The sequence below is a fragment of the Nocardioides taihuensis genome (assembly GCF_042657275.1).
Classification (GTDB): Bacteria; Actinomycetota; Actinomycetes; order Propionibacteriales; family Nocardioidaceae; genus Nocardioides; species Nocardioides taihuensis.
In genome coordinates this window covers 25,763-41,392 of sequence record NZ_JBHSKD010000019.1, presented here as the reverse complement: position 1 = coordinate 41,392, position 15,630 = coordinate 25,763, and the positions used below count along the sequence as shown (strand labels likewise).

Here is a 15,630-nt window from a genome sequence, read left to right as displayed (position 1 = left end):
ACACGCGCGCGAGCCGGCGCACCACGCATTTCTGCGTGGTCGTGCGGACCGCTCAGCGGCGGGTGACCCGCACCCGCGAGCCGTGCCGCGGCACGCTGGTGATGTTGCGGACCTGCGGCTCGTCGTCGCCCACGGCCTCGACGTCGTACGACGTGAGCACCTCGCGGAGCACCGCGACGCCCTCCATCAGCGAGAAGCCGGCGCCGATGCAGCGGCGCACGCCGCCGCCGAACGGGATCCAGGTGTTGGGTGCGGGGTTCTGGCCCACGAAGCGCTCGGGCCGGAACGCCCCGGCCTGCGGGAAGTTCTCCTCACGGGCGTGGGACAGGAGGATCGACGGCGCCACCGTGACGCCCGCGGGCAGGTCCCAGCCGCCCACCGTGGTGGGCCTCATCAGCGTGCGCACCACCATCGGGATGATCGGGTGCAGCCGCATCGACTCCTTGAGCACGGCCTCCAGCCAGGCGTCGCCGTCGGCGTCGCCCGCGTCGGCGGCGGCCAGCGCGCGCCGGCGCTGCCCGGGGTCGCGGCCGATCTCGTGCAGGGCCCACGCCAGCGCGGACGCCGTGGTCTCGTGGCCGGCCAGCAGCAGCGTCACCAGCTGGTCGCGGAGCTCCTCGTCGCGCAACGGCTCGTGCTCGGCGTCCCCGGGCGTGCGGATCAGCCGCGAGAGGACGTCGGTGCGCTGCGCGAGGTCGGGAGCGGTACGGCGCTCGGCGATCTCGGCGTAGATCAGCCGGTCGAGCTCGCGCTGGTTCTCGACGGTGCGCTTCCACGGGCCGAACCGCTGCAGGCGCGGCCAGCCCCAGCCGAGCAGGATCGCCGGGCTGATCTCGACCGTGGCCGTCACCCGCGGACGCAGCGCCGCGAGCCGCGCCTCGTCGGTGACGCCGAACACGACGCGCAGGATCACCTCGAGCGTGAGCGCGTTCATCCGTTGCAGCGCCCGGAACTCCTCGCCGTCGCGCCACCGGTCCACCTCGGCACGGGCCACCTCGGCGACGAGACCCTCGTAGCTGCGCAGGGCCGCGCCGTTGAAGGCCGGCATCAGCAGCTTGCGGGCGCGCTGGTGCTCGGCGCCGTCCTGGAGGAGGAGCGAGTGCTCGCCCATGACCGGTCCGAGGATGCCGTTGCCCTTGCCCGCGTGGAAGAACTCGGGGTCACCGGCGAAGATCTCGCGCGCGTGCTCGGGCCGGGTGAACAGCACCAGCGGCCGGCCCTCGGGGATCAGGTGGATGGTGAAGACGTCGCCGTAGCGGCGGTGCAGCCACGGCACGAACGAGTGCCGCAGGCGCATCAGCGCCGCGCTCTGCACGATCGCCGGCCAGTGCGGCCCCGGCGGGAGCCCGCGCGTGTCGATCTTCGGCAGCCGCTGCCCCGAGCGGGGCCGCATCCGCGCGAAGCGCTGCTCGGTGAGCTGGGCCGTGCGGTCGTCGGTCGTCGTCATCGGGGTCCTCACGCCGGGAGGGCTCCCATACTAGGAGTACGGCGACGGCCCGCCCAGACCAGTCGGCCCACGCCCGCCCCGGGCCGGGCGTACTGTCGCGAGCAGACCCACCGACCCCTGGAGCACGCGTTGTCCTCTCCGCAGCCCGACCGTCCCTCCCGCCGCGCGCTCCACCGCCGGCTCCGTCGCCCGATCCGTGGCTGGGTGCCGGTCGTGGCGACGCTCGGGCTCACGGCAGCGCTGCTGCCCGCCGCCGGACCGGCCGCGGCCACGCTGGGCGACACGCTCTTCCCCGGACAGGGCAACGCCGGCTACGAGGTGCGCCACTACGACGTGGACCTCACCTACGCCCCCGACACCAACCACCTCGACGCGGTGACCCACCTCCGGGCCCGGGCCTTCACCGAGCTCGCGTCGTTCCACCTCGACCTCGAGGGGCTGACCGTCGAGGCCGTCACGGTGGACGGCACCGACGCGACGTGGACCCGCCAGGGCCACGAGCTGGTCGTCACCCCGGCGACCGCGGTGGCCCGGGGCCGCTTCGACGTCACGGTCACCTACTCCGGCACGCCGCTCGAGCACACCGACCCCGACGGGTCGACCGAGGGGTGGGTGCGCTCCGACACCGGGGACGGCGCCACGGCCCTCGGCGAGCCGGTCGGCACCATGACCTGGGTGCCGTCGGACAACACCCCCGGCGACAAGGCGACCTGGACCTTCGACATCACCGTGCCCGACGGCACCGAGGCCGCGGCCAACGGCGACCTGGTCAGCCACGACAGCGACGGGGCGAGCACCACGTGGACGTGGGTGCAGGACGTCCCGATGGCGACCTACCTCGCCACGGTCGCGATCGGGCAGTTCGACATGGCCGAGACGACGATGACGTCGATCAGGGGAGGCGAGATCCCGATCTGGTCGTTCGTCGACCCGACCGTCGGCTCCACGGCGGACGCCCAGGCGCTGCTGCCGAAGGTGATCCGCTTCGAGGAGCGCAGGTTCGGCCCCTACCCCGGCACCTCCGCGGGCATGATCGTCGACGACGTGGACGTCGGCTACGCGCTCGAGACGCAGGACCGACCGTTCTACCCCTACGGCCTCGGCACCGGCGCGCTCGTGCACGAGACCGCGCACCAGTGGTACGGCGACTCGGTCACGCTGACCGACTGGCACGACATCTGGCTGGCCGAGGGCTTCGCGACGTACGCCCAGTGGCTGTGGGACTCCGCGCACGGCGGCGCCAGCCCGGCGGCACGGTTCCGCGCGCTCTACGCCAAGCCCGCGAGCTCGAGCCTGTGGCACCCCGCACCCGTGAAGTTCACCGACCCCGCGGACCTCTTCGGCGCGCCGAGCTACCAGCGCGGCGCGATGACGCTGCAGGCCCTGCGCGCGCGCGTGGGCGGCGAGGACTTCTCCCGGATCCTGCGGCGCTGGGCCACCGAGCACCGCGACGGCAACGTCCGCACGCACCAGTTCGAGGCGCTGGCCGAGCAGGTGTCGGGACGTCGCCACCTCGACGGTCTCTTCGACGACTGGCTGCGCCTGGACGGCAAGCCGCGGGGCTACTGAGGCAGCAGCCGCACCGACTCCAGCCGGTGCTCCGGCGCGGCGTTCTCGCGCACGGCCCGGCAGGTCAGCAGGTGGCGCTCCTCGCCGGGGCGCGTGTCGACCACGACCTCCCACTCCTGCGCGGCGACCCGGAGCACCGCACGGGTCCGGGAGCCCTCGACGCGCGCGCCGACGAGACGGACCGCGTCGAGCCGGGTCTCACCGAGCTCGCGGCGCAGCGCGACCTCGGCGTACTGCACCGGCATCGCCCAGCCGCTGCGGCCGCGCAGGTGGTCGAGGTCGACCTGCCCGGCGAGGTGCGCGCCCGCGGCGGTGAGCGCCGCGACCCGGTCGAGGCGGCCGAAGTAGAGGCCGTGCGGCAGCACGAGCAGGTTGCCGGCGAACCGGTCTCCTCCGATGTGCGAGACCTCCCAGGTCTGCTCGGGGTGGGCGGCGGTCAGCGCCGCGGCGACCGGGCGGCCGGTCTCGGCGCAGCAGGCGTCGTGGCGGCCGTGGGTGCACACCGCCAGCACCGGGCCGGCGGCCTCGGGCCAGCCCAGGGTGCCCTCGGCGCGCAGCGCGGCGAGGTCCACGTCGAGGAGCGCGCGCACGTCGTCGAGCGTGGTCGCCTCGAGCCGCGGGCGGTGCGGGTGGGCGTGGGCGGCGAACACCCGGGTGCCGCCCTCCCCGGGATCGGCGCTGCGCCGGCCGTGGCGCCGCACCAGCAGCACCCGCACCCCGCCGGCCCGCGACCGCTCGCGCAGCGCGGCGCCGAGGCCGTCGGGCAGCCGGGCGTCCCGGAGGGCGTCCACGCCCCAGGGCCCGGCGTGCTCCACGAGCAGGAAGGCGCGCACGGTCGATGCGGTCCCGGCGAGCACGTCGTCGCGGAGGCCGCTCGCGACCGCGCAGCGGTACGGCGCGTCGGGCGCGGGGCCCGCCGTCACCGCACCACCTCGAGCAGGCCCTCGCGGACCAGGCGGCGGCAGAGCACCAGGCGGCTCTGCGGGTCCAGCAGGTCGGCGAGGTCGGCCGGGCGCAGGTCCGGGCGGCGGCGTACCTCCTCGAGCGCCGGGCGCAGCCGCGCCGGCACGTCGAGCGACCGGTCGCCGAGCAGCACCTCGAGCCGCTCGCCGCGGTCGAGCAGCACGCAGGGGTGACCCGCGCGCCGCCGCAGCACGGTGTCGTCGTCGACCTCGGGCAGGGCGAGCACGTCGTGCAGGCCACCCGGCAGCCGCGGGCTGCGGGAGGTGAGGAAGCGGCGCACCTCGGCCTCGACGGCCGCGTCGGTGTCGAGCTCGCGCAGCCGGTCGGCCAGCGCCGTGAGGTGCTCGGCCAGCCCGGCCGCCAGCGGGGCGCGGTCGTCGAGGTAGCCGGCGGGGAGGTGGGAGTCGGGCACCTCGGCGAGGGCCGCGCGCACGGTCCGCTCGACGAGGCCGCGCCAGGTGAGCTGGTTGATGCCGACGGTGACGTGCAGCGACACCGTCTCCTGTGCACGGGCCGCGTGCGGGGTGCCGGCGGGCAGGTACATCGAGAGGCCGGGCTCGAGCAGCACCTGCTCGACGCCGTCCTGGCCGTGCACCTCCCACTGCTTGGTGCCGGCGGTCTGGAAGACGAAGACGTCGTGGCTGTCACGGTGCACCGCGAAGCCCTGCGACCCCGGCGGGGTCAGGTAGGCGTTGGCCTGGCACGGGTGGCCCAGCTCGAGCTCGAGCTCCGCGACCAGCCGGGTCAGCGGCGGCCAGGAGCGGTGCAGGCCCTGGAAGACCACCGTCGCGCCTTCGGCGAACGCCGCCAGCGCCTTGCGGGCGTCGACGAGACCGCTCAGCGGCTGGCCGGCCAGCGTCGCGCTGCGCGTGAAGGACGACGACGGGAGCACCGCGCCGTCGCGGGCGAGCCGGATCGACGGCGTGCGGATCGCGCTGCCGGTCAGCAGCAGGTCGGCGTCGTCGAGGGAGAGCAACCCCACCAGGGCGGCCGGGTCGGTGCGGTGGAGGTGCGTGCGGGACGCCCAGACCTTGTCCCGGAAGGTCTGGGCGTCACCGCTCAGCAGGTCGAGCGCCACGTCGGCCTCGGCTCAGGACGCGTCGCCGTCGGTGGTGTCGGTGGCGTCACCGTCGGCGCCGTCGGCGTCCGTCCCGTCGGCGTCGTGGCTGTCGCTGTCGGCGGTGTCGGTGGCGTCGCCGTCGGTGCCGTCCGCGTCGGTGCCGTCCGCGTCGGTGCCGTCCGCGTCCCCCCCGTCCGTGCCGTCGGCGTCGCCGCCGTCCGTGCCGTCCGCGTCCGCAGGCGACGGCGTCGAGCTCGCGGTCGGGGTGGTGGTCATGTCGTCGTCGTCGAGCGGCTCGTCGGCCATCGGGTCCTCCTGGGTGAGAGTCACGGGCGGAAACGCACGGGTGACCGGCGGCCGGTCACCCGTCAGACGGTACCCACGGCGTCCACCCGGTACGCCGGCGTCGGCTTCGCCGGGCCGTCACCGCAGCTCTGCCGGCGCGCCCGCCCGCCCTCGCGGACGACGACCGCCCGCCAGGCGCGGCCGTCGGCCTCGAGCAGCACGTCGTCGCCGTCGTGACCGGCCACCCGCACCTCGTCGAGCCCGGTCAGCCCGAGCGCCCGGCGCAGGTGGAGCTCGGCGACCTGGGCGCGGGGGTCGAGGCCGCTGCGGCCGCGGACGTGGTCGAGCGGCACCCGGCCCTCGACCAGCGCGCGGCACGAGGCGACCGCCGTCTCGGCGTCGAGGCGCCCGAGGGTGATGCCGGTGGGCAGGGCGACCAGGGTGCCGGCGAACCGGTGCCCCCCGAGGTGGGTGGTCTCCCAGGTGGCACCGGGCCAGCTGGCGGCGAGCGCCGCGGCGACCGGGCGGCCGAGCTCGGCGCAGCAGCGGTCGCGACGGCCGTTGGTGCACACCAGCCACAGCGGCCCGACGTACGGCGCCCAGTCGCGCGGTCGCAGGGCCGGCAGGTCGTCGGGACGGGCGAGCACGGCGGTGCGCAGCTCGCCGGTCTCCGGGCGCGCCGAGAACACGCGGATGCCCGGGCCGTCGGGGGCGCCCCCGTGCCGGCGCACCAGGTGCACGCGGGTGTCGGGGAGGCCGGCGAGGTGCTCGCGCACGGCCGGGGGCAGCGTGCTGTCGGCGACCGCGTCGCGCCCCCACGGCCCGGGGTGCTCGACGAGGAGGTACGACGCGTCGGTCGGCGCCGTCCCGGCCATCGGCTCGCCGTCGGTCAGGCTGGCGGCGGAGCAGCGGAACGAGTCGGTCACGCGGAGGATTGTCGCGGGCCCACGCGCGGCACCCGGCAGGGGGTCGGCCGGGTGGCCCTCAGTCGAGGAGCCCCCGGCGCCGCGCGATCGCGGCCGCCTCGGTGCGCCCGGCGGCGTCGAGCTTGCCGAGGATGTTGGAGACGTGGACGCTCACGGTCTTGGCCGAGATGAACAGCTGCCGGCCGATCTCGCCGTTGGACCGGCCCTCGGCGACCAGCGCCAGGATCTCGCGCTCGCGCGGTGTCAGCGCGTCGGGCGCGGTGGCCGTGGCGCGGACGGGCGTGCTGCCGAGCTCGCGCAGCGTCGCGAGCAGCGGCTCGGCGCCGAGCCGGTGGGCGGCCTCGCGGGCCAGGTCGCCCTGGGCGCGGGCGCCGGCCGTGTCGCCGGCCGCGCGCAGGATCGAGGCGAGCGCCGCGCGGACGCGGGCCAGCTCGTGCACGTGCCCGAAGTCCTCGAAGAGCTGGACCGCCTCGTGCCACACCGCGAGCAGGTCGTCGAGCCCGGGGGCGTCGACGCCGGCGAGCCAGCGGGCCCGCACGGTCTCGGCGTCGAGGCGCTTGACCCACGCCTGGCCCTCGGGACCCCAGTGGCCGGAGGGGTGGTGGTAGCGCTCCAGCACGTGCAGGCCCTCGGCGTGCAGGCGGTCGACCTCGGCGGCCAGCGCGATCCGCTCCGCGGAGGGCTGCTTGGCCAGGCCGTCGGCCACGACCGCGGCGGTCACCGCGGCCAGCCGGATCTTGGCGCTGAAGTGGGGGTGCCAGATGCGGGAGAGCTCGGTGACGACCTCGTCGTAGAGACGCACCGCGCCACGCAGGTCGCCCGCGCGGCCGGCCGCGACGATCTCGACCTCGGCGGAGTGGATCGCCACCACGCCCTCGCGGGCCCAGAACTTGCGCAGCGCCCGGGCCTTGAGGCCCACGTCGGCGCCGCGGCCCTGCTCGACCAGCAGGCGCACCGAGGCCAGCATCGCGCCCGGGACCGGCGGGGCGGGGCCGTCGACGGTGGTGAGCTCGAGTGCGGTGTCCCAGTCGCCGCGGACGTGCTCGACCCACGCCAGCTGCCAGCGCGCCTCGAAGGCGTACGGCGCCCACGGGATGCCGGCCTCGGCACCCCGGGCGATCGCGCTGCGGAACCAGCGCTCGGCCTCGGCGAAGTCGACGTGGTCCTGGTAGGAACGGCCGAGGAAGAACCGCCCGCGCAGCTCGGCCTGGAGCGACCCGGTCTCCTCGGCGCGCTCGACGGCCTCGACCAGGGCGGCCCGCAGGCCGTCGAGCGGCCCGGACTGCTTGAGGTTGCTGAGCGTGGTGATGACCTCGGCGGCGAGCTGCTGGAGGTCGAGCCGCTCGGCGAGGGCGAGCGCGTCGAGGCCGACGCCCTCCGCCTCGGAGTACTGGCCCCACGAGGCGAGGATCCGGGCGTGGTTGGCGAGGATCCGCGCGCGCAGCGGGGTGTCGCCGGTGGGCGCGAGCGCGACCGCCTCGGCGGAGACGGCGACGGGGTCGTCCTCGGTCTCGATGATGATCAGCACGCTCGCGAGCGCCGAGAGCAGCCGGGCGCGGGAGGTGTCGGGGGCGTCGGCCGGCAGGCGGTCGAGCTGCTCGCGCATCACCGCGGCCGCGCGCTGCACCTCGCCCGCCGCGGTGAGCGCCTCGCCGGCGCTGACCGCGACCTTGGAGACCTCGACGTCGGGCTGGGGGCTGCGGCGGGGGTCGGCGAGCAGCTCGAGGGCCTGCTGGAAGTGGTAGGCGGCCTCGTCGGGACCGCCGACGTTGCTGGCCTCCTGGCCCGCGCGCACGCTGGCGGTCAGGGCGGTGTCGAGGTCGTTGGCCAGCCGGGCGTGGCGGGCGAGCTCGGCCGCCGTGCCGGTGGCGCGGCCGTCGCGCAGCGCCGCGACGTACGCCGCGTGCAGCCGGACCCGCTCGCCGGGCAGGAGGTCGTCGTAGACCGCCTCGCCGAGCAGGGCGTGGCGGAAGCGGTAGTGGCGCTCGTGCGCGACGAGGACGTTGCGCTCGACGGCGCCCCGCACGCCCTCCTCGAGGCGGGCCTCGGGGAGACCGGCGACCTCGTGGAGCAGCTCGTGGGAGACGCGGCGCCCGGCCACGCTGGCCGCGCGGACGACCTGGCGGGCGTCGTCGCCGAGCTGGTCGAGGCGGACGAGCAGCACGTCGGCGAGCTCCTCGGGCACCCAGCGGCCGGGGCCCGACGCGGCGCCCACGAGCTCCTCGACGAAGAACGCGTTGCCCTCGGCGCGGTCGACGATGCCGGTGACCTCGCGCTCGGGCAGGGGCTCGGGGTGGAGCTCGTGGATCAGGCTCCGGACGTCGGGCGCCGACAGAGGCTGGAGCTGGAGGCGCTCGACGCCCTGGAGCCTGGCCCACTCCGCGACCTGGGTGCGGAGGGGGTGCCGTCGGTGCAGGTCGTCGGAGCGGTACGACGCGACGACGGCGACCGGCCCGAGGAAGGGCCGGGTGAACAGGAAGGAGAGGAGGTCACGGGTCGACTGGTCGGCCCAGTGGGTGTCCTCGACGACGACGAGGAGCGGCCCCTTCTCGGCCGCGGCGTCGAGGAGCGCGTGCACCGCCTCGAAGAGGTCGGCCCGCTCGAGCGTGGAGCCGTCGACGCTCGCGGTGTCGGTGGGCAGGCCGCCGCCCTGCGGGGCGGAGGCGAGGACCCGGCGTCCCGGCTGGAGGCGGGCCAGGGCGGGGTGGCGACCGGCGACGGTGTCGACGACGTCGGGCAGCTCGGTGGCGAGGCGGCCGAGCACCTCGGAGAAGGGGAGGTAGGGCAGCGCGCTGTCGCCGAAGTCGAGACAGTGGCCGGCGACGACCTGCCAGCCGTCCGCGACGGCGACGTCGCGCAGCTCGGTGAGCAGCCGGGTCTTCCCGACGCCGGCGTCGCCGGCGAGCAGGACCGCCGAGCCGGTCGTGCCGGTCGGGTCGGGCGTGACACCGAGGAGCGAGGCGAGCTCGCGGAGCTCGGCGTCACGCCCGACGAGGGTCCGGCTGGTGGGGGTGGCCACGACGTCCATCATGTCGTGGACCGCCGACAGGGTGCTCACTGTCTTGTCGACCGGTGTGTGCGTGGTCGAGGCGGGCGCGCCGGCGGTCAGCGGCTGGAGGTGGGGGTCTCGCGGCGTACCAGGCTGCGGCGCCGGCGTGCCTTGGCGTGGCGGCGGGCGACACCCGCGCGGATGCGCTCCTGGCGGTAGTCGATCTCGGACTGCAGGTAGGGGGTGGTGGTCTCGTACATGGTGGGTGCTCCTCAGACGGTTCCTGTGCTGTTCGACGAGGACGACTGTGCTCGTCTGAGGTACCTGCGCACATCGGGAGAGTGCCCTATCTGAGGTGCCGGCGACCCTGAGGTGGCCCGGTCGATCTGAGGCGGGGTGGGTGCCTCCTGAGTCACAGGGGCCCCTCTGGCCACTCAATTCACGGGGCAACCCGCGAATTGGTCACTGCCGGACCGAAATGACCGTCCGACCAGGCGCACTCCGGTCCGGGAGTCCGACCAGTGGGGCTGGTGTGACTCGCCTGCGCCACCTCCTCAGACCGGCCGGCCGCCCTGCCAGACCCCGGCGACGAGCGGCACGCCGGGCCGGTAGGCCAGGTGGAGGTACGACGGCGCGTCGAGCAGCACCAGGTCGGCCCGCGCCCCGACCGTCAGCCGCCCCACGTCGGTCAGCCCGAGGGCTGCGGCGCCGCCGGCCGTGGCGGCGTGGAGCGCCTCGGCCGGGGTCATCCCCATCTCGCGCACGGCCAGCGCGATGCACAGCGGCAGCGAGCTGGTGAAGCACGACCCGGGGTTGCAGTCGCTCGCCAGCGCCACGCGCACGCCGGCGTCGAGCAGCGCCCGCGCGTCGGGGTAGGGCTGCCGCGTCGAGAACTCCACGCCCGGCAGCAGGGTCGCGATCGTCCCCGAGTCGCGCAGCGCGGCCACGTCGTCGTCGGAGAGGTAGGTGCAGTGGTCGACGGCGAGCAGCCCGAGCTCGCAGGCCAGCGCGACGCCCGGCCCCGGCCCGAGCTGGTTGGCGTGCAGCCGCCCGCGCAGGCCGGCCGCGGCTCCCGCCGTCAGCACCGCCCGCGCCTGGTCGGCGTCGAAGGCCCCGCGCTCGCAGAAGGCGTCGACCCACCGGGCGTGCGGCGCGCAGGCCTCGAGCATCGGGCCCGTCACCAGGTCGACGTACGCCGCGGCGTCCGTGTCGGCCGGCACCACGTGGGCGCCCAGGAAGGTCGTCTCCTCGGTGAACTGCCGCGCCACCGCCAGGCTCCGCGCCTCGTCGTGGACGCTGAGCCCGTAGCCGCTCTTGATCTCGACGGTCGTCGTGCCCTGCCGCAGCATCTCCGCGACCAGCCGCGCCACGTGGCTGGTGAGCTGCTCGTCGGTGGCGGCCCGCGTCGCGGCGACGGTCGTCCGGATCCCGCCGGCGGCGTACGGCGTGCCGGCCATCCGCGCCGCGAACTCCTCGGCCCGGTCACCCGCGAACACCAGGTGCGAGTGGCTGTCCACGAACCCGGGGACCACCGCCCGTCCTCCGGCGTCGACGACCTCGTCGGCGGCGGGCGCCGACGCCGCCGGCCCGATCCACGCGACGCGCGACCCCTCGACCACCAGGGCCGCGTCGCGGCGTACGCCCAGCGGGTCGTCGGACCGCTCGTCGGGCCGGTCGTTGGTCACCAGCTCACCGATGCCGGTCAGCAGGGTGCTGGTCACGACGGCGTCACCTCCACAGCCCTCCGATCACCGCGTCGAGCTCGCGCCCGACCTCCGCGCGGTCACCCTCCCGCACCACGACCCGGCCGTCGACCACGACCCGCACGACGTCCTCGGCCGTCGCCGCGAACACCGCCGTGTGCTCGTCGGCCCCGGTCCCCGCCGTGCGCACCGAGCGGGTGTCGACGGTGACCAGGTCGGCACGCTGCCCGACCGCGATCCCGCCGACGTCGGGCAGGCCGAGGCTGGCGTGGCCGACGTGCGTGCCCGCGTCGAGCAGCTCGGCCGCCGTCCAGTGGCCGCGCGCCAGCGAGGCGAGCCGCTCGTCGAGCTCGACGGCCCGCATCTCCTCGAAGAGGTCGACCACCGCGTGGCTGTCGCTGCCCAGCGTCAGGGGCGATCCGGCCGCCAGCAGCTCGCGCGAGGGGCCGATGCCGTCGCCGAGGTCGCGCTCGGTCGTCGGGCAGAAGCAGGCGTGCGTGCCGCTCGACCCCAGGTGCCCGAGGTCGTCGGCGGTCAGGTGGGTCGCGTGCACGGCCGTGGTGGCCGGTCCGAGCAGGCCGTGGTCGGCGAGGAGCTGCGCGGGGGTGGCGCCGTACGCCGCGACGCAGGCGTCGTTCTCGGCCGGCTGCTCCGAGAGGTGCACGTGCAGCGGCCGGCCGGCCGCCGCGTCGCGGACCACCCCGAGCTGGTCGTCGGGCACCGCCCGCACGGAGTGCACCGCGGCGCCGTGCCCGGGCGGCAGGTCGGCGACCCGGCCGGCCCAGGCCTCGGCGTCGCGATCGGCGTAGCGCACCTGCACGCCCTCCGGCGGCTCCCCGAAGCCCGAGCTGAGGTAGCAGGTGTCGAGCAGGACCACCCGGATCCCCGCCTCGCGGCCCGCCTCGAGCAGGGCCAGCCCCATCGCGTTGGGCTCGTCGTACGGCGTGCCGTCGGGCTGGTGGTGCAGGTAGTGGAACTCCCCGACGGTCGTGATCCCGGTAGCGACCATCTCGCGGTAGACCGCCCGCGCCAGCGCGCCGTAGGAGTCGGGGTCGAGCCGCGCGGCCACGCCGTACATCTGCTCGCGCCAGGTCCAGAACGTCCCGCGCTCGCGCTGGGTGCGCCCCCGCAGGGCGCGGTGGAAGGCGTGGCTGTGGCAGTTCGCCAGGCCGGGCAGCGTGAGGCCGGCGACCCGCTCGTGAGCTTCACCGCCCAGGCGGTGAAACTCACGGTTCTGTCGCGAAGCTTCGCTCGCAGACCGAGAGTTTCCTCCCTCCGGTGTGACGGAAGTGAACCGACCGTCGGCGATCTCGACCAGCACGTCGTCGCGGACGGCGCCGTCGACCCAGGCGCGCTCGAGGAGGTACGACGTCGGGCCGCTCACCCGGCCAGCCTCGCGAGGGTGTCGGCGAGGGCGGAGACACCGACCAGGCAGTCGGGGAGCTCGGCGTGCTCGTCGGGCGAGTGCGAGATGCCGGTCGGGTTGCGCACGAAGATCATCGCGGTCGGGACCCCGGCCGTCGCCAGGATGCCGGCGTCGTGACCCGCCTGGGTGGGCAGCAGCGGCCAGTCGCCGCCCTCGTGGTCGGTGGCGACCCGGGCGGCCAGGGCCGGGTCGAAGTCGACCGCGCCCGACACCGACTCCGGAGTCACCGTCAGCGAGGTGCCGTCACGACCGGCCCGCTCGGTGCCGAGTCGCGTCACCTCGTCGACCAGCGCGGCCAGCGCCTCCGGCGACTCGGACCGCGCGTCGAGCCACGCCGTGACCCGGGAGGGGACGGCGTTGGTGCCGTTGGGCTCGACCTCGATCCGCCCGAAGGTCGCCCGCGACCCGCCGAGCCGGGCCTGCTTGTTGGCGGCCAGCGCGGTCATCGCGTAGCCGAGCATCGGGTCGTGGCGGTCCTCCATGCGCGTGGTGCCGGCGTGGTTGGCCTCGCCGGTGAAGTCGAAGCGGTAGCGACCGTGCGGCCAGATCCCGCTGGCCACGCCGACCGGGGCGTCGCGGTCGACGAGCCACCTCCCCTGCTCGACGTGCAGCTCGACGAAGCAACCGACCCGGTCGAGCAGCCGCATCGGCGTCCCGTCGAACCCGGCGCCCTCGACCGCGTCGCCGAACCTGACGCCGTCGCGGTCGCGCAGCTCGCGCGCCTGCTCCCAGGTGGTCGCGCCGGCCACCAGCCGCGAGCCGAGGCAGGCCAGCCCGAAGCGCGACCCCTCCTCCTCCACGAAGACCGCCACCCCGATCGGCCGCGCCGGGCGGACGCCGCGCTCGCGCATCAGGTCGACCGCGGCGAACGCGGAGACCACGCCCAGCGGGCCGTCGTACGCCCCGCCGTCGAGCACCGAGTCGAGGTGCGAGCCGGTGAGCACGGCGTCCGTGGCGGGGACGTCGGTCGAGCCCGTCGAGGCCACGTCCCACCATCCGACGAGGTTGCCCAGCCCGTCGGACTCGACGCGGAGCCCCCGCGCCGTCGCCGCCTCGGTGAACCACGCGCGCAGCTCGGTCTCCGCCGCGCCGTACGGCTGCCGGAAGTAGCCGCCGCTGCTCGCCGACCGCCCGACGGGCTGGAGGTCGCGCCACATCTGCTCAAAGGACAAGATCGGCTCCATGGAGTTCAGGGACGTCGTGCGCCGCCGCCGGATGATCAGGAGGTACGACGACCGGCCGGTCGACCCGGCCCTCGTCGACCGCATGCTCGAGCACGCGATCCGCGCGCCGAGCGCCGGCTTCAGCCAGGGCTGGGCGTTCCTGCGGCTCGAGCAGCCCGACGACCTCGCGCGGTTCTGGCACGCCACCACCCCGGGAGGCCCCGCCGCGCCGGAGGACGCCGAGGAGTCCGCGTGGCTGCGCGGCATGCGGACCGCACCCGTCGTCATCGTGCCGCTGTCGAACCGCTCGGCGTACCTCGACCGGTACGCCGAGCCCGACAAGGGCTGGACCGACCGCGACGAGGCACGCTGGCCGGTGCCCTACTGGCACATCGACACCGGCATGGCCTCGCTGCTCGTGCTGCTGACCGCGGTGGACGAGGGACTCGGCGCCTGCTTCTTCGGCATCCCGCCGGAGCGGATCGACGCCTTTCGCGCGGAGTTCGGCGTGCCCGGGGACTACCTCCCGATCGGCGCGATCACCGTCGGCCACCGCGTGCCGGACACCGGCGCGGCCGGCTCGGCGGCGCGGCGCCCGCGCCGGGGCGTCGACGAGGTCGTGCACCGCGGACGCTGGGGAGGCTGAGGCACCGGGCACGCCCCCCAGTCCACCGGCCGCGACCACCCGGGTCAACGCGGCGGGCCGACGGGCGGTCTCGGATCCGAGACCACCGACGTCGTCGGTCGGTGCCGAGTAGGTTGCGGCCATGACCGATCCGGCCGTCGCCAGGCTGCAGGCGCTGGTGCGGATCCCGACGATCTCCCACCGCGACCCCGACCAGGTCGACGTCGCCGCGTTCGACGCGTTCCTCGCCGAGCTCGAGCGCTCCTTCCCGCTGCTGCACCAACGGCTCGAGCTCACGCGCATCCACACCCATGGGCTCCTCTTCCACTGGCCCGGCCGCACCGCGGACAAGCCGGTGGTGCTGATGGCGCACCTCGACGTCGTGCCCGTCGACGAGGACGCGCCGTGGCAGCACCCCCCGTTCTCCGCCGACCTCGCCGACGGAAAGGTCTGGGGGCGCGGCACCCTCGACGACAAGGGCTGCCTGGTCGGGATCTGCGAGGCCGTCGAGCGTCTGCTCGCCGACGACCACGTGCCGGCGCAGGACGTGTGGCTGTCGTTCGGGTGCGACGAGGAGGTCTTCGGCGTCGCTGCCTCGATGGCCGCCGACGTGCTCGAGCAGCGCGGCGTGCGCCCGTGGTTCGTCGTCGACGAGGGCGGCGCGGTCGCCGGCAAGGCGTTCCCGGGGGTGAAGCCGCCCGTCGCGGTGGTCGGGGTGACCGAGAAGGGCGCCACGTCGCTGCGCCTCGTGGTCGAGGGCCGCGGCGGCCACGCCTCGACCCCGGTGCGCAACGGGCCGACCGCCCGGCTGGCCAAGGCGATCCTGGCCCTCGAACGTTCGCCGATGCCGGCGAGCACCCCCGAGCCGACGCTGGAGCTCTTCCGCCGGCTCGCACCGCACGTCCCCCTGCCGCTGCGGCCGGTGCTCGGCAACGCCGACCGGATCCGACCGCTCGTGACCCGGGCGATGCTCGCCGTCGGCGCCGAGACCGCGGCGATGACCCGGACGACGTTCGCGGTCACCACGCTCGAGGGGTCCCCCGCCCTCAACGTGATCGCCTCCCGCGCCGTCGCCGGCGTCAACATCCGCACCATGCCCGGCGACACCGTCGACGCGGTGGTCGAGCACGTGCGCCGCGCCATCGGCGACGACCAGGTGCGGATCGAGGTGGTCGAGCGCGGCGAGGCGAGCCCGGTCTCGCCGGTCGACGACGACGCGTTCCGGCTGATCGAGCACACGATCGCGGAGGTCTTCCCGGAGGCCGTCCCCGCGCCGTACGTGATGATGGCCGCGACCGACGCGCGCCAGTTCACGCGGATCTGCGAGCGGGTCTACCGCTTCGCCCCGTACCGCATGTCGCGCGCACAGCGCGAGGCGATCCACTCCTACGACGAGTGCCTCGGCGTCGACGACTTCCTCGACGGTGTGCGCTGGTACCGGCGGCTGATCGAGCGGCTCCCCCGGTGAGCGACC

At 75.6% G+C, this 15,630-nt stretch carries 13 protein-coding genes; 3 read left to right on the top strand and 10 right to left on the bottom strand.

All coding sequences use genetic code 11. The features are described from left to right. Positions 1–52: 52 nt before the first annotated feature. Positions 53–1,447, bottom strand: coding sequence for a cytochrome P450 (locus tag ACFPGP_RS15395; protein WP_378591582.1), 1,395 nt, complete (start codon positions 1,445–1,447; stop codon positions 53–55). Positions 1,448–1,576: 129 nt separating this feature from the next. Here ACFPGP_RS15395 and ACFPGP_RS15390 point away from each other — a divergent pair, with 129 nt between their 5' ends. Then, the gene (locus ACFPGP_RS15390; protein ID WP_378591580.1) at positions 1,577–3,016 is read left to right on the top strand and encodes a M1 family metallopeptidase; all 1,440 of its coding nucleotides are present in this window, start codon (positions 1,577–1,579) and stop codon (positions 3,014–3,016) included. On the opposite strand, the gene ACFPGP_RS15385 is transcribed toward ACFPGP_RS15390, so the two are convergent. The 9 genes from ACFPGP_RS15385 to ACFPGP_RS15345 all read right to left on the bottom strand — a co-directional run bounded on the left by ACFPGP_RS15385 (position 3,010) and on the right by ACFPGP_RS15345 (position 13,540). Further along, on the bottom strand, positions 3,010–3,939 hold the full coding sequence (locus tag ACFPGP_RS15385; RefSeq protein ID WP_378591578.1) for a sucrase ferredoxin: 930 nt from the start codon (positions 3,937–3,939) through the stop codon (positions 3,010–3,012). The two genes, ACFPGP_RS15390 and ACFPGP_RS15385, sit on opposite strands and share 7 nt — an antisense overlap. Then, complete coding sequence (locus ACFPGP_RS15380) at positions 3,936–5,057, bottom strand: cupin domain-containing protein (protein ID WP_378591577.1); 1,122 nt, start codon at positions 5,055–5,057, stop codon at positions 3,936–3,938. The genes ACFPGP_RS15385 and ACFPGP_RS15380 overlap by 4 nt, the downstream gene beginning before the upstream one ends. Positions 5,058–5,069: 12 nt before the next feature. Next, the gene (locus ACFPGP_RS15375; protein WP_378591575.1) at positions 5,070–5,369 is read right to left on the bottom strand and encodes a hypothetical protein; all 300 of its coding nucleotides are present in this window, start codon (positions 5,367–5,369) and stop codon (positions 5,070–5,072) included. A 38-nt stretch (positions 5,370–5,407) separates the two neighbouring features. After that, complete coding sequence (locus tag ACFPGP_RS15370) at positions 5,408–6,250, bottom strand: sucrase ferredoxin (RefSeq protein ID WP_378591574.1); 843 nt, start codon at positions 6,248–6,250, stop codon at positions 5,408–5,410. Positions 6,251–6,308: 58 nt separating this feature from the next. Continuing rightward, the gene (locus ACFPGP_RS15365) at positions 6,309–9,308 is read right to left on the bottom strand and encodes a helix-turn-helix transcriptional regulator (protein WP_378591572.1); all 3,000 of its coding nucleotides are present in this window, start codon (positions 9,306–9,308) and stop codon (positions 6,309–6,311) included. A 47-nt stretch (positions 9,309–9,355) separates the two neighbouring features. After that, positions 9,356–9,499 carry a hypothetical protein gene (locus ACFPGP_RS15360; protein ID WP_378591571.1) on the bottom strand — a complete coding sequence of 48 codons (144 nt, stop codon included), beginning with the start codon at positions 9,497–9,499 and terminating at the stop codon, positions 9,356–9,358. 294 nt (positions 9,500–9,793) lie between these two features. Then, positions 9,794–10,960: an imidazolonepropionase gene (gene hutI, locus ACFPGP_RS15355; RefSeq protein ID WP_378591569.1), complete on the bottom strand. Its 1,167-nt coding sequence runs from the start codon at positions 10,958–10,960 to the stop codon at positions 9,794–9,796. A gap of 7 nt (positions 10,961–10,967) precedes the next feature. Continuing rightward, the gene (locus tag ACFPGP_RS15350; RefSeq protein ID WP_378591568.1) at positions 10,968–12,326 is read right to left on the bottom strand and encodes a formimidoylglutamate deiminase; all 1,359 of its coding nucleotides are present in this window, start codon (positions 12,324–12,326) and stop codon (positions 10,968–10,970) included. Further along, positions 12,323–13,540, bottom strand: coding sequence for an allantoate amidohydrolase (locus ACFPGP_RS15345; protein WP_378591566.1), 1,218 nt, complete (start codon positions 13,538–13,540; stop codon positions 12,323–12,325). Before ACFPGP_RS15345 ends, ACFPGP_RS15350 begins: the two co-directional genes overlap by 4 nt. 10 nt (positions 13,541–13,550) lie before the next feature. On the opposite strand from ACFPGP_RS15345, the gene ACFPGP_RS15340 reads away from it, so the two are divergent. Further along, positions 13,551–14,177 carry a nitroreductase family protein gene (locus ACFPGP_RS15340; protein ID WP_378591565.1) on the top strand — a complete coding sequence of 209 codons (627 nt, stop codon included), beginning with the start codon at positions 13,551–13,553 and terminating at the stop codon, positions 14,175–14,177. 121 nt (positions 14,178–14,298) lie between these two features. Continuing rightward, positions 14,299–15,624, top strand: coding sequence for a M20/M25/M40 family metallo-hydrolase (locus ACFPGP_RS15335; protein WP_378591563.1), 1,326 nt, complete (start codon positions 14,299–14,301; stop codon positions 15,622–15,624). The last annotated feature ends 6 nt before the right edge of the window (positions 15,625–15,630 follow it).

Bases quoted from the DNA above. Each gene is read 5' to 3' on its own strand.
- ACFPGP_RS15395 (WP_378591582.1), bottom strand. From the start codon at position 1,447: ATGACGACGACCGACGACCGCACGGCCCAGCTCACCGAGCAGCGCTTC.
- ACFPGP_RS15360 (WP_378591571.1), bottom strand. From the start codon at position 9,499: ATGTACGAGACCACCACCCCCTACCTGCAGTCCGAGATCGACTACCGC.
- ACFPGP_RS15340 (WP_378591565.1), top strand. From the start codon at position 13,551: ATGGAGTTCAGGGACGTCGTGCGCCGCCGCCGGATGATCAGGAGGTAC.
- ACFPGP_RS15335 (WP_378591563.1), top strand. From the start codon at position 14,299: ATGACCGATCCGGCCGTCGCCAGGCTGCAGGCGCTGGTGCGGATCCCG.